Below are 14,114 nucleotides of genomic sequence, written 5' to 3'. Positions count from 1 at the left end.
GCCGACCTCAAGTCGCTGCGGCAGTGGGGCTCGCAGACCCCGGGTCACCCGGAGCACGGTCACACCCCGGGCGTCGAGTCTTGATCCCTGCGCCGGGCACGGTCGGCCCCCGCCCCGACGTGGTCACGGGCCGTCGTGGGCGGGATCTGCAACAGACGAGGAAAGATCATTCTGATGCGTAGTGGTTTTGCTGCTGTTGACGTCATTCGGGTCAAGCGGGACGGGGGTGTGCTGTCGGACGCGCAGATCGACTGGGTGCTGGACGCGTACACCCGGGGAGCTGTCGCCGACGAGCAGATGTCGGCGCTGGCCATGGCGATCCTGCTCAACGGCATGACCGGGCCGGAGATCGCCAGGTGGACCGCCGCGATGATCGCCAGCGGTGAGCGGCTCGACCTCTCGGCGGTCCGTCGCCCGACCGTCGACAAGCACTCCACCGGCGGTGTCGGTGACAAGATCACCCTGCCGCTCACCCCGCTGGTGGCCGCGTGCGGCGCCGCCGTTCCGCAGCTCAGCGGGCGCGGCCTCGGGCACACCGGCGGCACGCTGGACAAGCTGGAGTCCATCCCGGGCTGGCGGGCCTCGCTGAGTAACGACGAGTTCATCGCCCAGCTCGGAGAGGTCGGCGCGGTGATCTGCGCGGCCGGCGCCGGGCTCGCGCCCGCCGACCGCAAGCTGTACGCGCTGCGCGACGTCACCGGCACCGTGGAGGCGATCCCGCTGATCGCCAGCTCGATCATGAGCAAGAAGATCGCCGAGGGCACCGGTGCGCTGGTCCTGGACGTCAAGGTCGGCTCGGGCGCCTTCATGAAGTCCGTCGACCAGGCCCGTGAGCTGGCCCGCACGATGGTCGAGCTGGGTGGTGCGCACGGCGTGCGGACGGTCGCCCTGCTCACCGACATGTCCACCCCTCTCGGCCTGGCCATCGGCAACGCGGTGGAGGTGACCGAGTCGGTGGAGGTGCTGGCCGGGGGCGGGCCGGCCGACGTGGTGGAGCTGACGCTGGCCCTGGCCCGGGAGATGCTCGACGCCGCCGGCCTGCCGGACGCCGACCCCGCTGCGGCGCTGCGCGACGGGCGGGCGATGGACTCCTGGCGGGCGATGATCCGCGCGCAGGGCGGCGACCCGGACGCGCCGATGCCGACCGCGCCGGAGGTCGAGGTGGTCCGTGCCGAGCAGGACGGGCACGTCGCGGCCGTCGACGCGTACGCCATGGGGGTTGCGGCCTGGCGGCTCGGCGCGGGCCGGGCCCGCAAGGAGGACCCGGTGAGCGTGCCGGCCGGTGTGGTGTTGCACAAGCGGCCGGGCGATGTGGTGCGGGCCGGGGACGCTCTCTACGAGCTGCGGGCCGAGGATCCGTCGCGAATCCCGGCGGCCCTGGCGGAGGCAAGTCGCGCGGTGCACATTGCACCTAGCGCGCCACGAGCGACGCCCCTGGTCATCGAACGGATCGGCTGACCGGGGCGGCGTGGTGCCCGTCACCTGGGAGCGCTATTGTCGCAGGCCAAAGGCGTGGCGTGCAGACAGGAAGTTGCCCCGTGACCGTACCTGCCCCCGACCCGCGCGAGGTGCGCGAGGCGAGTCTGGACGAGCTGTCCCGGCTCGGCCTGCCGCTGCCGCCGGCCCAGTTCCCGCTCGTGTGGGAGCCGGGTGATGCGATCGAGCTGCGACCCAGGGCGGAGATAGAGGCGCGGATCGCCGTGCTGCACCTCATCCTGGCGCGCTGCTTCGGGATGCCCCCGCAGGCGGCGATGAGCTGGCTGCTCGGCTCGCACCTGGTCGAGATGGTCACCCCGCCGGAGTGGCAGTTCGTGATGGGCGGCAAGGGCGACCACCGGTCGTTCGTGCTGCACCACGACGCGCTCTTCGCGCTGGCCTGGGTGCTGGGGTTGAGCAAGCAGCTCGACCCCACCCTGGCGGTGGACGAGCGGTTGGTCGAGCGGCTGCCGCACATCGCCGAGGGGGAGACCTTCGGCCGCTGGCAGTCCCGGATCCTCGCCGCGCCGCAGCACCCGGCCGACGCGGCGGCCCTGCTCGACCTGCACTACTGCCTTGACTGGGCCTACCTGGAGACCGAGCGCGACGGCCGGCGGGCGCCGGGGCTGGTCGACGCCAACGCGATCGGGCAGCGACGCTGGGCGCTGGAGTGGGCGGTGATCCTGCGCGGGCCGTACCACGACGAGCCGCCGGGCTGGGAAGAGGTCGACCTCTCCACCTGAGCCCTCAGCGGCGTCGGTAGGCGTCCAGCCGGACCGCCACGCGCACCCGGACCGGCTCCGGCAGCGCGGCCAGCCGCTCGGCGAGCGAGGTCGGGTTGGTGTGCCAGGCGCTCGGGCCCATCCCGACCAGCGTGGCGACCTCCGGCCGGGTCAGCGCCAGCTCCGCGCGGTGCACGGTCGAGCTGACCGGCGTGAAGTGCCCGCCCAGGCTGGCGGCGACCCGGTCGGCCTTGTCCGGGTCCACCCGCAGCAGGTCGAGGGCGTCCACCAGTTCGGTGAGATGGTCGGCGGCGGGCGTCACCACGAGCAGCGTGCCGGCCGGGTCGAGCACCCGGTGGAACTCCGCGCCGTTGCGCGGGGCGAACACGTTCAGCAGCACGGCCGTCGAGCCGTCCGCGAGGGGCAGCCGCTGCCAGGTGTCGGCGAGCGCCGCGGCGGCGCGGGGGTGTGCCCGGGCGGCGCGGCGCAGCGCCGGCTTGGAGACGTCCAGGGCCAGACCCACGGCGTCCGGCAGCGCCGCCAGCACCGCGCCGAGGTATCGGCCGGTGCCCGCGCCGACATCCACCACCAGGGGGTACGCCTCAGAGCCAGTCGCCGGCTGTCCGGTCCGTACCCCTGCGGTTGCGTCCTTTGCTCTGCTTCCCCCCGTGCGACAGTGCGCTGCGGTAAGTGTTGCGTCGGTGGAAGCAGAGCAAAGGGCGGACGGAGGGGGTGCGGGGGGCGTCGCGCCGAGTCGCGCGACCGCCTCCGTCGCCGCGGCGGCGAGCGCGGCCGAGATCACGTCGTAGTGACCGGCGGCCTGGAACTCCGCTCGCGCGGCAATCATCTCGGCGCTGTCGCCGACGTGCGGCGCCCGGCCGGTGAGCAGGTTCACGTAGCCCTGCCGCGCGATGTCGAAGGTGTGCCGGCGTCCACAGCGCAGCGCCCGAGCGGTGCCGACGGTCGTCTCGACCAGGGATTGGCCGCAGACCGGGCAGCTCAGCCGGTCGAGGATGCGCGGATCCACGTCAGGCCGCCAAATCGTGTGGTGCGCGCATACCGGGCAGCCTAACGAGCCGCCCCGCTCCGGCCGCCCACGCCCGCTGACTAGGGTCTGAGCATGGTCGCAACTATCCGGTACGAGGACATCGTCAAGGTCCCGAAGGCGCTGCTGCACGACCACCTCGACGGCGGGCTGCGGCCGGCGACGATCGTCGAGCTGGCCGCGGAGGTGGGACACGAGCTGCCCACCACCGACCCGGAGGCGCTCGGACGCTGGTTCGTCGACGCCGCCGACTCCGGGTCGCTGGAGCGTTACCTGGAGACGTTCGCGCACACCGTGGCGGTCATGCAGACCGGGCCGGCGCTGCGCCGGGTGGCGCGGGAGTGCGCGCTGGACCTGGCCGCCGACGGGGTCGTCTACGCCGAGGTGCGCTTCGCCCCCGAGCAGCACCTGGAACAGGACCTGAGCCTGGACGAGGTGGTCGAGGCCGTGCTGGCCGGGTTCGCCGAGGGCACCGCGCAGGCCGTCGAGGCGGGCCTGACCATCCGGGTGGGCACCCTGCTCACCGCCATGCGGCACGCGGCGCGCTCCCAGGAGATCGCCGAGCTGGCGGTGCGGCACCGCGACGCCGGGGTGGTCGGCTTCGACATCGCCGGCGCCGAGGCGGGCTTCCCGCCCACCCGACACCTGGACGCCTTCGAATACCTGCAACGAGAGAACTTCCACTTCACCATCCACGCCGGTGAGGCGTTCGGTCTGCCGTCGATCTGGCAGGCGATCCAGTGGTGCGGCGCGGACCGGCTCGGTCACGGCGTACGGATCGTGGACGACATCGCCGCCGACGGCGCTCTGGGCCGGCTGGCCGCGTACGTGCGGGACAAGCGGATCCCGCTGGAGCTCTGCCCCTCGTCGAACGTGCAGACCGGCGCGGTGGCCTCGATCGCCGACCACCCGATCGGGCTCCTGCGCGACCTGCGGTTCCGGGCCACCGTCAACACCGACAACCGGCTGATGAGCGGCACCTCCATGTCGCGGGAGATGTCGCTGCTGGTGGAGACGTTCGGCTACGGCTGGCGCGAGCTGCAGTGGTTCACCATCAACGCGATGAAGAGCGCCTTCATCCCGTTCGACGAGCGACTGCGGATCATCGACGAGGTGATCAAGCCGGCGTACGCCAAGCTGCTGCCCTGATCCTCGTCAGCCGTGCGGGTGGCCGGCGAGCAGGCCGGCCACCCGGCGCAGCACCTCCCGGGCCCGGGCCGCCTCGGCGCCCAGCCCCATCTGCCGGCGCAGCACGGCGGGCTCCGCCCGCAGCAGGGCCACGCCGCGCCGGACCAGCACCCGGGGCGCCTTGCGCTGCTCGGACAGGTCGCGGGCCAGCCGGCGCAGGAAGGTCGCCCCGCGCGGACGGCGCAGCGCGTACGCCCCGGCGAGCAGCCCACGGCGGCGGCACTCCTCGACGATCTCGGCGGCGAAAATCCCTTCGGCGACGAAAAGTGGCGATCCGTCGACATCAAATGGCCGGGTGGCCACCCGTCGATCCGCGCCGATCGCATAAACCGGCACATCGGCACGGCCCTCGCGGGCAAGTCGAGCAATCGTTTCGACGGCGGTCAACGCGTCCCAGGACTGCGGCGATTCCCAATCGACCTGGCCGTTTCGTCGCGGCAACGTAGGGTCATCGCCGTCTTTGTAGAAGTCGTCCAAACACAGCACCGGCAGGCCGGTTTGCTGCGCTATGTACGACTTTCCGGAGCCTGAGGGGCCGGCGAGCAGGACAACGCGGTGGGGATGTTCCATTACCTTCAGTTACTCCGGCCAGACGGACTGCTATCAAATCGCATCAACATCTCATCACACCTTCGGCCGGGGACAACCTGGGCTTTCTTCTTGCCGACCGGCGTGATGGAATCTCGGGGGTCCGACCCGCCGGGTCGGTCGCTGGGCGTTGCCCGGGGCAACGCGTTCAAGCTGTAATCGCGAGGGCGGTGACGTGAGCAAACGGCCAAAGACGGCGGGCTCCTTCCTGTCGCGGCTGCGCCGGCCGGCCAGCCGGCTCCGGGACATGCCGATCTGGTCCAAGCTCGGTCTCATCATGATCGTGCCGACCATCGCCACGGTCGTGGTGGGTACCAGTGGTCTCGTCGACCACCTGGAGACGCTCAACAATGCCAACCGAGCCGGCGACCTGGCCAACCTGTCGAGCTATTCGGGTGACCTGGTCGACAAACTCCAGGACGAGCGGACCTCCGCCGTGCTGCTGTTGCAGGCCACCGGGACGCAGCCGAAGGCGCAGTACCAGGAGGCCTACAACCGGGCGAACACCCGGGTCGACCAGGCGACGAGCCCCTACCGGCAGCAGCGGGGCGACGTGGAGGACCTGCCGAGCAGCCTTGAGGGCCTGCTCGGCGGCATCGACCAGAACCTGCAGGAGCTGCCGGGCGTCCGCAGTCAGGTGTTCAACGGCAAGCTGAAGCTCGCCGAGGCCGTCCAGGCGTACGAGGGTCTGATCAACGACCTGCTCGCCATCCGGGACTCGGCCACCCAGCTCGCCGGCAACAACGAGCTCAGCGACCGGATGCGGGCCGCGGCAGCGGTCGCCCGGGAGAAGGAGTTCCTCTCGCTCCGACGGGTCGTCGTGCACCGCGCGCTCGGCGTGCAGGGTGGGCGCCGACTGACCCCGGCGCTGCGCACCGACTACATCGCCAGCGGCACCGGCCAGCAGCAGGCGCTGCAGAGCTTCAAGGCGGTAGCCAGCCCCGACGAGGCGAAGTTCCACGACCAGACCGTCGCCGGCGGCGACCGGCGCGAGGCGCAGAACTACACCGGCTGGATCGACGGCAACACCACAGGCGACATGAGCAACGCCCCGTTCGGCACCGACCAGTGGGAATCGGCCATGACGGCCAACGCCAAGCTGATCCGCGCCGTCGAGACGAAGCTCGACGGTGACGTGGTCGCCGAGGCCGACAACCTCCGGTCGGACGTCCAACGCCAGGTGTTCCTGGAGACCGGCCTGCTGCTCAGCATGCTGCTGCTGGCCATCCTCTTCGCGTACCTGGTCGCCCGGTCGATGGCCCGCTCGCTGCGTGAGCTGCGCCAGGGCGCCCTCTCCGTCGCCCAGTACGGGCTGCCGCAGGCGGTGGCCCGACTCCGCGACCCGCAGGTCGTCGGGCAGCTCTCCCCGGTGCAGCTGGCCAACCAGATCGCCGAGCCGCTGCCCGTCCGCAGCAAGGACGAGTTCGGCCAGGTGACCGAGGCGTTCAACGCCGTCCACCTGGAAGCCGTCCGGACGGCCGCCGAACAGGCGGCACTGCGCGCCTCCGTCGCGACGATGTTCGTCAACCTGGCCCGCCGTTCGCAGATCCTGGTCGACCGCCTCATCGGGCACCTCGACCGGCTGGAGCGCGGCGAGGAGGACCCGGACCGGCTGGCCGAGCTGTTCCAGCTCGACCACCTGGCCACCCGGATGCGCCGCAACGACGAGAACCTGCTCGTCCTCGCGGGCGCCGACTCCACGCGCGTGCAGCGCGAGCCGGCCGCGCTCATCGACGTGCTGCGCGCCGCGCAGTCCGAGGTCGAGCACTACACCCGGATCGAGTTCGGGGTCATCGACCGCGACATCGAGGTCGCCGCGCACGCGGTCAACGACCTGGTGCACCTCGTCGCCGAGCTGTTCGACAACGCCACCGCGTTCTCCCCTCCGGACTCGCAGGTCATGGTCGAGGCCCGTCGGGTCGGTGACCGCGCCTCGCTGTACGTGGAGGACCGCGGCATCGGCATCAGCCGCGAGCAGCTGCACGAGCTCAACGACAAGCTCGCGACGCCGCCGCAGGTGGACGTGGCCGTCTCCCGGATGATGGGCCTGGTCGTGGTCGCCCGCCTGGCGTCGCGGCACGGCGTTCGCGTCGAGCTGCGCCCGGGCGCCGACCGCGGCACGGTCGCCGACGTGACCCTGCCCACCTCGGTGCTGGTGCCCCGCGCGCTCTCCGGCCGGGTGCAGCAGCCGCCGGCCCTGCCCGCGGCCGGCCCGCAGCACAACGGGCCCGCGCCGGTCCTCGGCGCGCTGCCCGCGCTGGGCAACGGCCCGCGCCCCGGCGAGTCCGGCAACCAGGTCACCCTGGGCGGTCGGCCGTTCGACCCGGCATCGCGCAACGGCGCCGGCACGCCCGCCAACACCGGTGCGTACCGCTCGATGCCCGCCTGGTCGGACCTGACCGGCGCGAGCGCGAGCAACGGGGTCAACGGCGGCGACGGTTTCACGCCCCGGACGGCCAACGGCCAGACCATCGACCCGCTGCCGCAGCGGCGGGCCGGCGACGAGCCGACCACCACCGGCCAGCAGCCGACCATCCCCCGGCAGCTGCCCAGCAGCCCGGAGGCGCACCCGTACTCCGCGCCGCCGGTCTCCGCGCAGCCGTACCCCGGTGCGCCGGTCTCCGCCTCGCCGGCGTCCGGTCAGCCGTACTCCGGTCAGCCCTACTCGGGTGCGCCGTACGGCAGCCCGCCGGTGTCCGCCGCTCCGGCCTCCGGCCAGCCGTACGCCGGTCCGCCGGTGTCCGCGTCGCCGGTCTCGGCCTCCCCGGCGTCCGGCCAGCCGTACTCGGCGCCGCCGGCCTCCGGCCAGTCGTTCAGCGGCTTCACGCCCCGGTCCGCCCCGCCCGCCCCGGCGTCCAGCGCTCCGGCGCCGCCGGCCTGGCCGCCGGTGCCCGGTGGCGAGCGGGACACGCAGACCCCGCCGGTGCCCGAGCGGCTCGCCGCCGCCCTGGACATGACGACGGAGCTGCCCCGGGTGCCGCGCCCCGGCGACCAGCCGAGCACCGCGGCCCAGCAGTCGGCTCCGGCGCCTCAGGCTCAGCCGACCCGAGCCCCGCAGCCCCAGGCCCCGCAGGCCCGAGGCCCGCAGGCTCAGGCCCCGCAGGCCCAGGCGTCGCCGCCGCCGGCGCAGACCCGCCCGGCACCGCAGCAGCCGCAGGCCCAGAACCGCCAGCGGTACGCGGACGAGACCATGGAGCTGCCGATCTTCCGGGAGCTCGAGTCCGCCTGGTTCCGTACCCGCCGTCCGGGTGCGGAGGAGGCCGCGGCCGGCGACAAGCCGGCGGCGAACGGCGGTGGCGGTGACGCGACCCAGCAGTTCGCGGCGGTCGAGGCCAACGGTGGGGCAGTCCACAAGACATCACCCGGGACGACAGGTAACACGCCGATGGCAGACACTCCGACGGCCGGAGGAGCGCCGCGGGACAACGGGTCGACAGCGAACGGGGGCGCTCGCCCCGGCCTCGCCGAGAGCCTGCCGAACCGCCGGCCCCAATCGCAGACCAACGGCTGGCAGACCGCCGCCGACGACGGCTGGCGTGCCGCCTCGGCAGCGGCCACCGCGGTGCCGGTGAACGAGACCACCACGACCGGTCTGCCGAAGCGCAAGCCGATGGCGCAGCTGGTGCCGGGCGCGGTGGAGAAGCCCGCCACCTCGGTCCAGCGACGTTCCCCGGAGGCGGTCCGTGGCCTGCTCTCCGCCTACCACCGGGGCGTGCAGCGAGGGCGTAGCACCTCGGACAACCCGACCAGCCCGGAGGCGACTCCGGGAGGGCAGCAATCCTCGCAGTCTGGCTCAGGCCCAGCGGCCGGGAGCGGGCAGAAGGAGCAAGAAGGATGACAACTACGCAGGATCTTGGTTGGCTGCTGGCCAACTTCGCCGACCGGGTGCCCGGTGTCGCACATGCGGTCGCCGTCTCGGCGGACGGCCTGCTCCTCGCGTCGTCACGGGACCTGCCGCGGGACCGGGCAGACCAGCTCGCCGCGATCGCGTCCGGTCTGGTCAGCCTGACCCAGGGGGCGGCCCGCTGCTTCGAGGGAGGCGCGGTGCTCCAGACCGTCGTGGAGATGGACAATGGCTTCCTGTTCCTGATGTCCATCTCGGATGGTTCGTCCTTCGCAGTGCTGGCGGCCCGCAGCTCCGACGTCGGGCAGGTCGGCTACGAGATGGCACTACTGGTCGACCGGGTGGGCGACGCCCTGACCCCGCAGCCGCGCGCGGCCGCGGGCATGCTGGGCTGACGCCTCGCCGATCGTGCGGTCGGCGCAACTGAAACGACAAGAACGACGAGTTCCACCGGTGGGAGCCGGTACGGGGTGCGAAGGAGGTGAGCGGCGACATGGCCGATCGTGACGAACCGACCGGAGCGTTGGTCCGTCCATACGCCGTGACCCGTGGTCGAACCCGTCCCCGGCTCGACATCGCGCTGGAGGCGCTCGTCGAGACGACGGTGCGCGGCCGCACCACTGCCAATGGCAACGGTGGTGGCCGCGAACACCAGTACATCGCCGCGCTGTGTGACGGACGCGTGCAATCGCTCGCCGAGATCGCGGCGCGGATGCAGCTCCCGCTCGGTGTGGCCCGGGTGCTCATCGCCGACATGGCGACGGACGGCCTGGTCGCGGTCCACGAGCCGACCATCCTGGACGACTCCGACGACGCGGTGGGCACTGAACTGCTGGAGAGGGTGCTGAGTGGACTTCGCAGGCTCTGACATGTCGCACCGCCCACCGAACCCGAGTGGGCGCGTGACGTCGGCGAAGATCGTTATCGCCGGTGGATTCGGCGTCGGTAAGACGACGCTGGTCGGCTCGGTCTCGGAGATCACGCCGCTGACCACCGAGGCCATCATGACCTCCGCTGGCGTGGGCGATACCCGGCAGGTGCCGGGCAAGACGACGACCACGGTGGCCATGGACTTCGGCCGGATCTCGATCGACCGTGACCTGATCCTGTACCTGTTCGGTACGCCGGGTCAGACCCGATTCTGGTTCATGTGGGACGAACTGGTGCGGGGCGCGATCGGTGCGGTCGTGCTGGTGGACACCCGCCGGCTGGCCGACTGCTTCGCGGCGATCGACTTCTTCGAGCACCGGCGGCTGCCGTACCTGGTGGCCATCAACTGCTTCGACGGGATGCAGTACCACGACCCGCAGGACGTCCGGGACGCCTTGGCGATCTCGAGCGACGTGCCGGTGGTGGCCTGCGACGCCCGTAACCGGGAGTCGACGAAGCACGTGCTGATCTCGCTTGTCGAGTACGTGCTCACCATGCGCCGTACGCGCGCCGTCGCCCCGGCCTGATCGGGACGCTCCCGCGCCCGGTGGTGGCCCTGGCCGCCACCGGGCGCTCAATGCTGCCCGGGGCGCGAACGGCTCGCCCAAAAGAGATCTTGGAAGGTGTCGCCCCGGTCTGGGGGCGGCTTCCTTCCAAGATCTCTTGCGTTGGTGGGCCATCCCTCGGGCCGCCCCGCCCGTGTAGCCCCGGGCCGCTCTGGTTGGCCCCTGAACGCACTTCCGCCCCCAGCCGGTGTCGGACTGGGGGCGGAAGGAACGCGTACGTGAGAGAGACGCTCAGGACTGGTAGCCGGCGGAGCGGTACTCGTACTCCCGGTCGTCGTCGCGGTCCCCGTGGTCGCGGCTGAAGTCCCAGCCACCGGCCGCCTCGCGGCCTGGCCGGCCGCCCACCGCGAACCCGCCGATCTCCTGCCCGCGACGCCAGCCGCGGAAGTAGCCGGTGGTGTTCTCCGCGAGGCTCGCCGCGTCCCGCACTATCCGCAGTGGACGCTCCTCGCGCAGCGGGGAACCCGGGACCAGATTTGCCTGCGGGACGCGCTTCGGCAGCCCGGCGTTGGTCTCGGCGCCCACCGCGGGACGGGCTGCCTGCTCGGCGGCCTGCCACCCGGTGTCGGCAGTGGTCGACCAGTCCAGGTCGGACTCTTCTTCGGTGTGCCCGACGAACCACGCCGACTTGGCCTGGGCGAAGATCAGCAGATCCCCGTCGCCCTCGTCGGCCACCGGCGGCGGCCGGTGCTCGACCGGGGGAGGCCGGTGTTCGACCGGGGGCGGCGGCCGGTGCTCGGCGGCCCGCTCGACGCGGGGCGCCTGACGGTTGTTGCGGGCGGCCTGCTCCCGGTCGACGAGCCGCAGCGGCGGCGTCTCCAGGCGGGGGTCACCGGCGGGCGGGTTGAGCCCTTCCCGCAGTGCCCGGTCCGCCAGCGGCGGCGGCTCGACCAGCCGCAGCATGGGCGGCTCCTGGGGCAGGTCGTCGGCCAGCCAGGGCGGCGTGACCCGACCGTCGGCCCGGCCCGGGTCGGTCGGGGCGTCGACGCGGTTGCTGCCGTACGGGTAGGCGACCGGGTTGTTCGGCGAGCTGTCGGCCGGGTCCTCCGGGTTGTTGACCAGGGGCCAGTTCGCCCGGGAACCCGGGGGCGCCGTCGGCTCCTGACCCGGCCGGGGAGCCGGCACCGGGATGCTGAGGTCGGTGGCGCTGAACCCGCCGGTGGGCGGCTCCTCGACCGGCCGCTGCACGTGGCTCTGCCGCTCGCCGTTGGTCTTCGGGCGGGGCGGAATGACCGTACGCTGCCGCTCGGCCCGCGCGTGGTTGATCGCGGCGGTGGTGAGGGTCGGCCGGAACGGCTCGCCAGCCTCGGCGGGCGGCACGGTGCCCCGCTGGGTCGGCGCGATGGGGGTGATCCCCGGCGGCGGGGGCGGCGGCGACGAGACCGGCCGGTTGGTCGGACCGTCGATCCGGCTCGGCATGGGCTCGGCCCGCCCGGGAGGCGCCGACACCGGCGGGCCGGCGACCGCTGCCGGTGCGATCGGCGCGGGCGCGACCGGCGGAGGGGTGACCGGAGCAGGGGCGACCGGCGGCGGCCCGAGAGGACGCGGCGACGCCAGCGGGGCGCTGCCCGGCGCCGGCTCGGGTCGGCTGCGTCGGCCGGTGACCGGCGTGGGCTCGGCGGCGGCCGGCGTCGGCCGGACCGTGCGCATGCCGGCGAGGCCGGTCAGCTCGCCGACCGACTCGCCACGACGGGCTGCGGCCCGTCGGCCGGGGGCCGGGGCGGGCGTGCTGACCCGCGCGCTGAGCGCGCTGACGAGGGCCTCGCAGCCGGCGTCGCAGGCCCGTACGGAGGCGACGGCCTGCCGGACGGTCTCGGCCACGGCGGAGGTGAGCGCCCGGTTGACGGCGGCGCGGCGGGGTGTCTCCGAGATGGCGACCCGCAGCGCGGTGACCGCCTCGTTGATCTCCTCGGCATCGGCGACCCCGTCCGCCGCGAGATGCGCGGCGATGGCGTCCGCGGCGACGGACACCTCACGGCCACGGGCAATGGTGCCGCCGAGCATGCCCGGCTCGGGCAGCGCGTCCAGCACGGCCAGGGACACCGGCTCGGCCGGATCCGGATAGGCGCGCAGCGCCGCCGGGTAGAGCTCCCGCAGCACCTCGCGCAGCGCCACGGCGGCGGAGTGCCGGCCGCTGGCCAGGGCGGCGTGCGCGGCGAGCACCTGCTTGTAGCCGGCGAGGTCCCGGGGAGCGGGCAGCGTGACGGCGGAGAGCGCACCGGCCTGCAACGCGCGGGCCAGGCCGACGGCCCGACGCTCGGCCGGGGGTGACTGCATCTCCTCCAGGGAGTCGTCGTCGGCGAACCGCTCGGCGAAGTCGTCCACCGAGTCGTCGTCGGCGATCGCCAGGGGCCGACCCGCCGCGCTCAACAGCGAGGTGACCGTGTGGTCGTCGCTGTCGGCGGCGATGGCCGCACCGCTCGGCCCGCCCGACCGCTCCACGAGCAGGGCGACGAGCTGGGCGTAACCAGCCGCGTCGTCGCCGATCTCGCAGACATGCAGCAGACGGCCTGCGTCGTCGACCACAGCGGACGTCAGCGTCGAACCGGCCGAGGCCGGTCGGTCAGCCGGATCCGCCGAGGCCAGACCGCAGTACACGCGCACGAGCGCCACGGCGTCGTCCTCCTCCCGGGACAGGTCTTCCTACTGCCAGCAACTGATGCTCCCCGGTACGGGTCAGTCGCGCCAGTCCACCACCGCAGAGATCTTGCCGACAATGGTGCGCCAACCCAAACTCGCGGTCTGTGCCCCGATCTTCTTCAACCGTCGCCGGCCCATGAAGGCGCCGATCCCGCCGTTGGCCGTGGCCCGCAGCGCCTCGTCCAGGTCGTCGAGGCTGGAGCCGGCGGAGAGCATGTCCAGTACCGCAGGCAGGCGCAACGCGTACGACAGGTCGCGGGCGACCTCGCCGGCCTCGATCAGCAGGGTCGAATCCCAGCTGTCGTGACCGCCGCGCAGGTTCTCCACGACGAGGTCGAGTTCGTAGGTGTCCTCGTCGAGCGGCGCGATGTCGGCCGGCTCCACCCGTTCGGACAATTCATTCCAGCTGTCCAGTTGGGACAGATCGTTGGGTGCGCCGGAGCGGATGAAACTGACAAGCGATTCGGGGGTCTTGAACAGCAGCAGCTTGCCGCGGTGGCTGAGGAAGACCGGCACCTCCTCGTCGTCCGCCTCGTCGGCGACGTCCTCGGCCTCGGCTTCGGTCTCGTCGTCCTCGGCGGTCGCGTCGGCGTCCGTGGCGCTGTCGCGGCGACGGCGGGACGGCTCGTCCTCGTCACTGTCGGCGAACTCCTCGGCCAGCTCCTCGTCGAGGATGACGACGGTCTCGTCGTCCTCCTCCTCGATCACCTGACGGCGGGCGAGGAACGGGTCGTCCTGGTCGCGCTCGGTCACGTCGGTAGGGGTCAGTGACCCCGCCGGCCGGTACGCCCGCAGCGTGAAACCGGTGCCGGCGGGCAGGGCGATCTCCACCGGGTCGATCCGCAGCTCGTCCCAGAGCGACCGGTCGGCCGACGCGCGGGGGGTGTCGTCGGCCTCGTCGGCCTCGTCTGACTCGGCCGGGCCGGTGGTGTCGTCGAGCTCGGGCTCGTCGGCGTCGGGCCGTTGGGGCGACTGGCGGGCCACGCTGACCTCCGTGTGCTTCGGGTTGCCCACCCGCCGGCGTCTCCGACCGGCGAGTGACTCTGGGCACATACCCTAGTCGGCGGCTCGGGAAGCCCGGAGCCCGCACCCCGTCGGCCGGCCGAGAAACCTGT

At 72.9% G+C, this 14,114-nt stretch carries 12 protein-coding genes; 8 read left to right on the top strand and 4 right to left on the bottom strand.

All coding sequences use genetic code 11. The annotated features are described in order from the left end of the window. From AB0B39_RS03025 to AB0B39_RS03015, 3 genes are all read left to right on the top strand, one after another. Nucleotides 1-84, top strand: an 84-nt coding sequence (locus AB0B39_RS03025; RefSeq protein ID WP_357573769.1) for a hypothetical protein, incomplete at its 5' end; no start/stop codon positions are given. A 90-nt stretch (nucleotides 85-174) separates the two neighbouring features. Beyond that, a complete protein-coding gene (locus AB0B39_RS03020; protein ID WP_357573339.1) occupies nucleotides 175-1,458 on the top strand; it encodes a thymidine phosphorylase in 1,284 nt (427 codons plus the stop codon). Nucleotides 1,459-1,538: 80 nt separating this feature from the next. Then, entirely contained in the window at nucleotides 1,539-2,219 is a 681-nt protein-coding gene (locus AB0B39_RS03015) for a DUF4272 domain-containing protein (RefSeq protein WP_234585754.1), read from the top strand. Between the two features lie 4 nt (nucleotides 2,220-2,223). Here the strand turns inward: AB0B39_RS03015 and AB0B39_RS03010 are convergent, their stop codons facing one another. Then, nucleotides 2,224-3,225, bottom strand: coding sequence for a putative RNA methyltransferase (locus AB0B39_RS03010; RefSeq protein ID WP_357573338.1), 1,002 nt, complete (start codon nucleotides 3,223-3,225; stop codon nucleotides 2,224-2,226). A 93-nt stretch (nucleotides 3,226-3,318) separates the two neighbouring features. Here AB0B39_RS03010 and AB0B39_RS03005 point away from each other — a divergent pair, with 93 nt between their 5' ends. Next, entirely contained in the window at nucleotides 3,319-4,392 is a 1,074-nt protein-coding gene (locus AB0B39_RS03005) for an adenosine deaminase (RefSeq protein ID WP_234585768.1), read from the top strand. 6 nt (nucleotides 4,393-4,398) lie between these two features. Here AB0B39_RS03005 and AB0B39_RS03000 read toward each other — a convergent pair whose 3' ends face one another. Beyond that, complete coding sequence (locus tag AB0B39_RS03000; protein ID WP_357493532.1) at nucleotides 4,399-4,734, bottom strand: hypothetical protein; 336 nt, start codon at nucleotides 4,732-4,734, stop codon at nucleotides 4,399-4,401. A 460-nt stretch (nucleotides 4,735-5,194) separates the two neighbouring features. On the opposite strand from AB0B39_RS03000, the gene AB0B39_RS02995 reads away from it, so the two are divergent. The 4 genes from AB0B39_RS02995 (at nucleotide 5,195) to AB0B39_RS02980 (ending at nucleotide 10,320) form a co-directional block, all read left to right on the top strand. Continuing rightward, nucleotides 5,195-8,857, top strand: coding sequence for a nitrate- and nitrite sensing domain-containing protein (locus tag AB0B39_RS02995; protein ID WP_357493534.1), 3,663 nt, complete (start codon nucleotides 5,195-5,197; stop codon nucleotides 8,855-8,857). After that, on the top strand, nucleotides 8,854-9,258 hold the full coding sequence (locus AB0B39_RS02990) for a roadblock/LC7 domain-containing protein (RefSeq protein ID WP_007455462.1): 405 nt from the start codon (nucleotides 8,854-8,856) through the stop codon (nucleotides 9,256-9,258). The genes AB0B39_RS02995 and AB0B39_RS02990 overlap by 4 nt, the downstream gene beginning before the upstream one ends. A gap of 98 nt (nucleotides 9,259-9,356) precedes the next feature. Next, nucleotides 9,357-9,731, top strand: coding sequence for a DUF742 domain-containing protein (locus AB0B39_RS02985; protein ID WP_234591600.1), 375 nt, complete (start codon nucleotides 9,357-9,359; stop codon nucleotides 9,729-9,731). A gap of 1 nt (nucleotide 9,732) precedes the next feature. Then, complete coding sequence (locus tag AB0B39_RS02980) at nucleotides 9,733-10,320, top strand: ATP/GTP-binding protein (RefSeq protein ID WP_357573768.1); 588 nt, start codon at nucleotides 9,733-9,735, stop codon at nucleotides 10,318-10,320. Nucleotides 10,321-10,590: 270 nt separating this feature from the next. On the opposite strand, the gene AB0B39_RS02975 is transcribed toward AB0B39_RS02980, so the two are convergent. Next, nucleotides 10,591-12,996: a transposase gene (locus AB0B39_RS02975; protein ID WP_357494257.1), complete on the bottom strand. Its 2,406-nt coding sequence runs from the start codon at nucleotides 12,994-12,996 to the stop codon at nucleotides 10,591-10,593. A 39-nt stretch (nucleotides 12,997-13,035) separates the two neighbouring features. Continuing rightward, nucleotides 13,036-14,013: a DNA primase gene (locus tag AB0B39_RS02970; protein ID WP_357573337.1), complete on the bottom strand. Its 978-nt coding sequence runs from the start codon at nucleotides 14,011-14,013 to the stop codon at nucleotides 13,036-13,038. Between the last annotated feature and the right edge of the window lie 101 nt (nucleotides 14,014-14,114).

It is taken from the genome of Micromonospora sp. NPDC049114 (assembly GCF_040648635.1).
GTDB lineage: Bacteria > Actinomycetota > Actinomycetes > Mycobacteriales > Micromonosporaceae > Micromonospora.
Note: the sequence above shows the minus strand (reverse complement) of the source record. Positions and strands in the feature narration are given on the sequence as shown.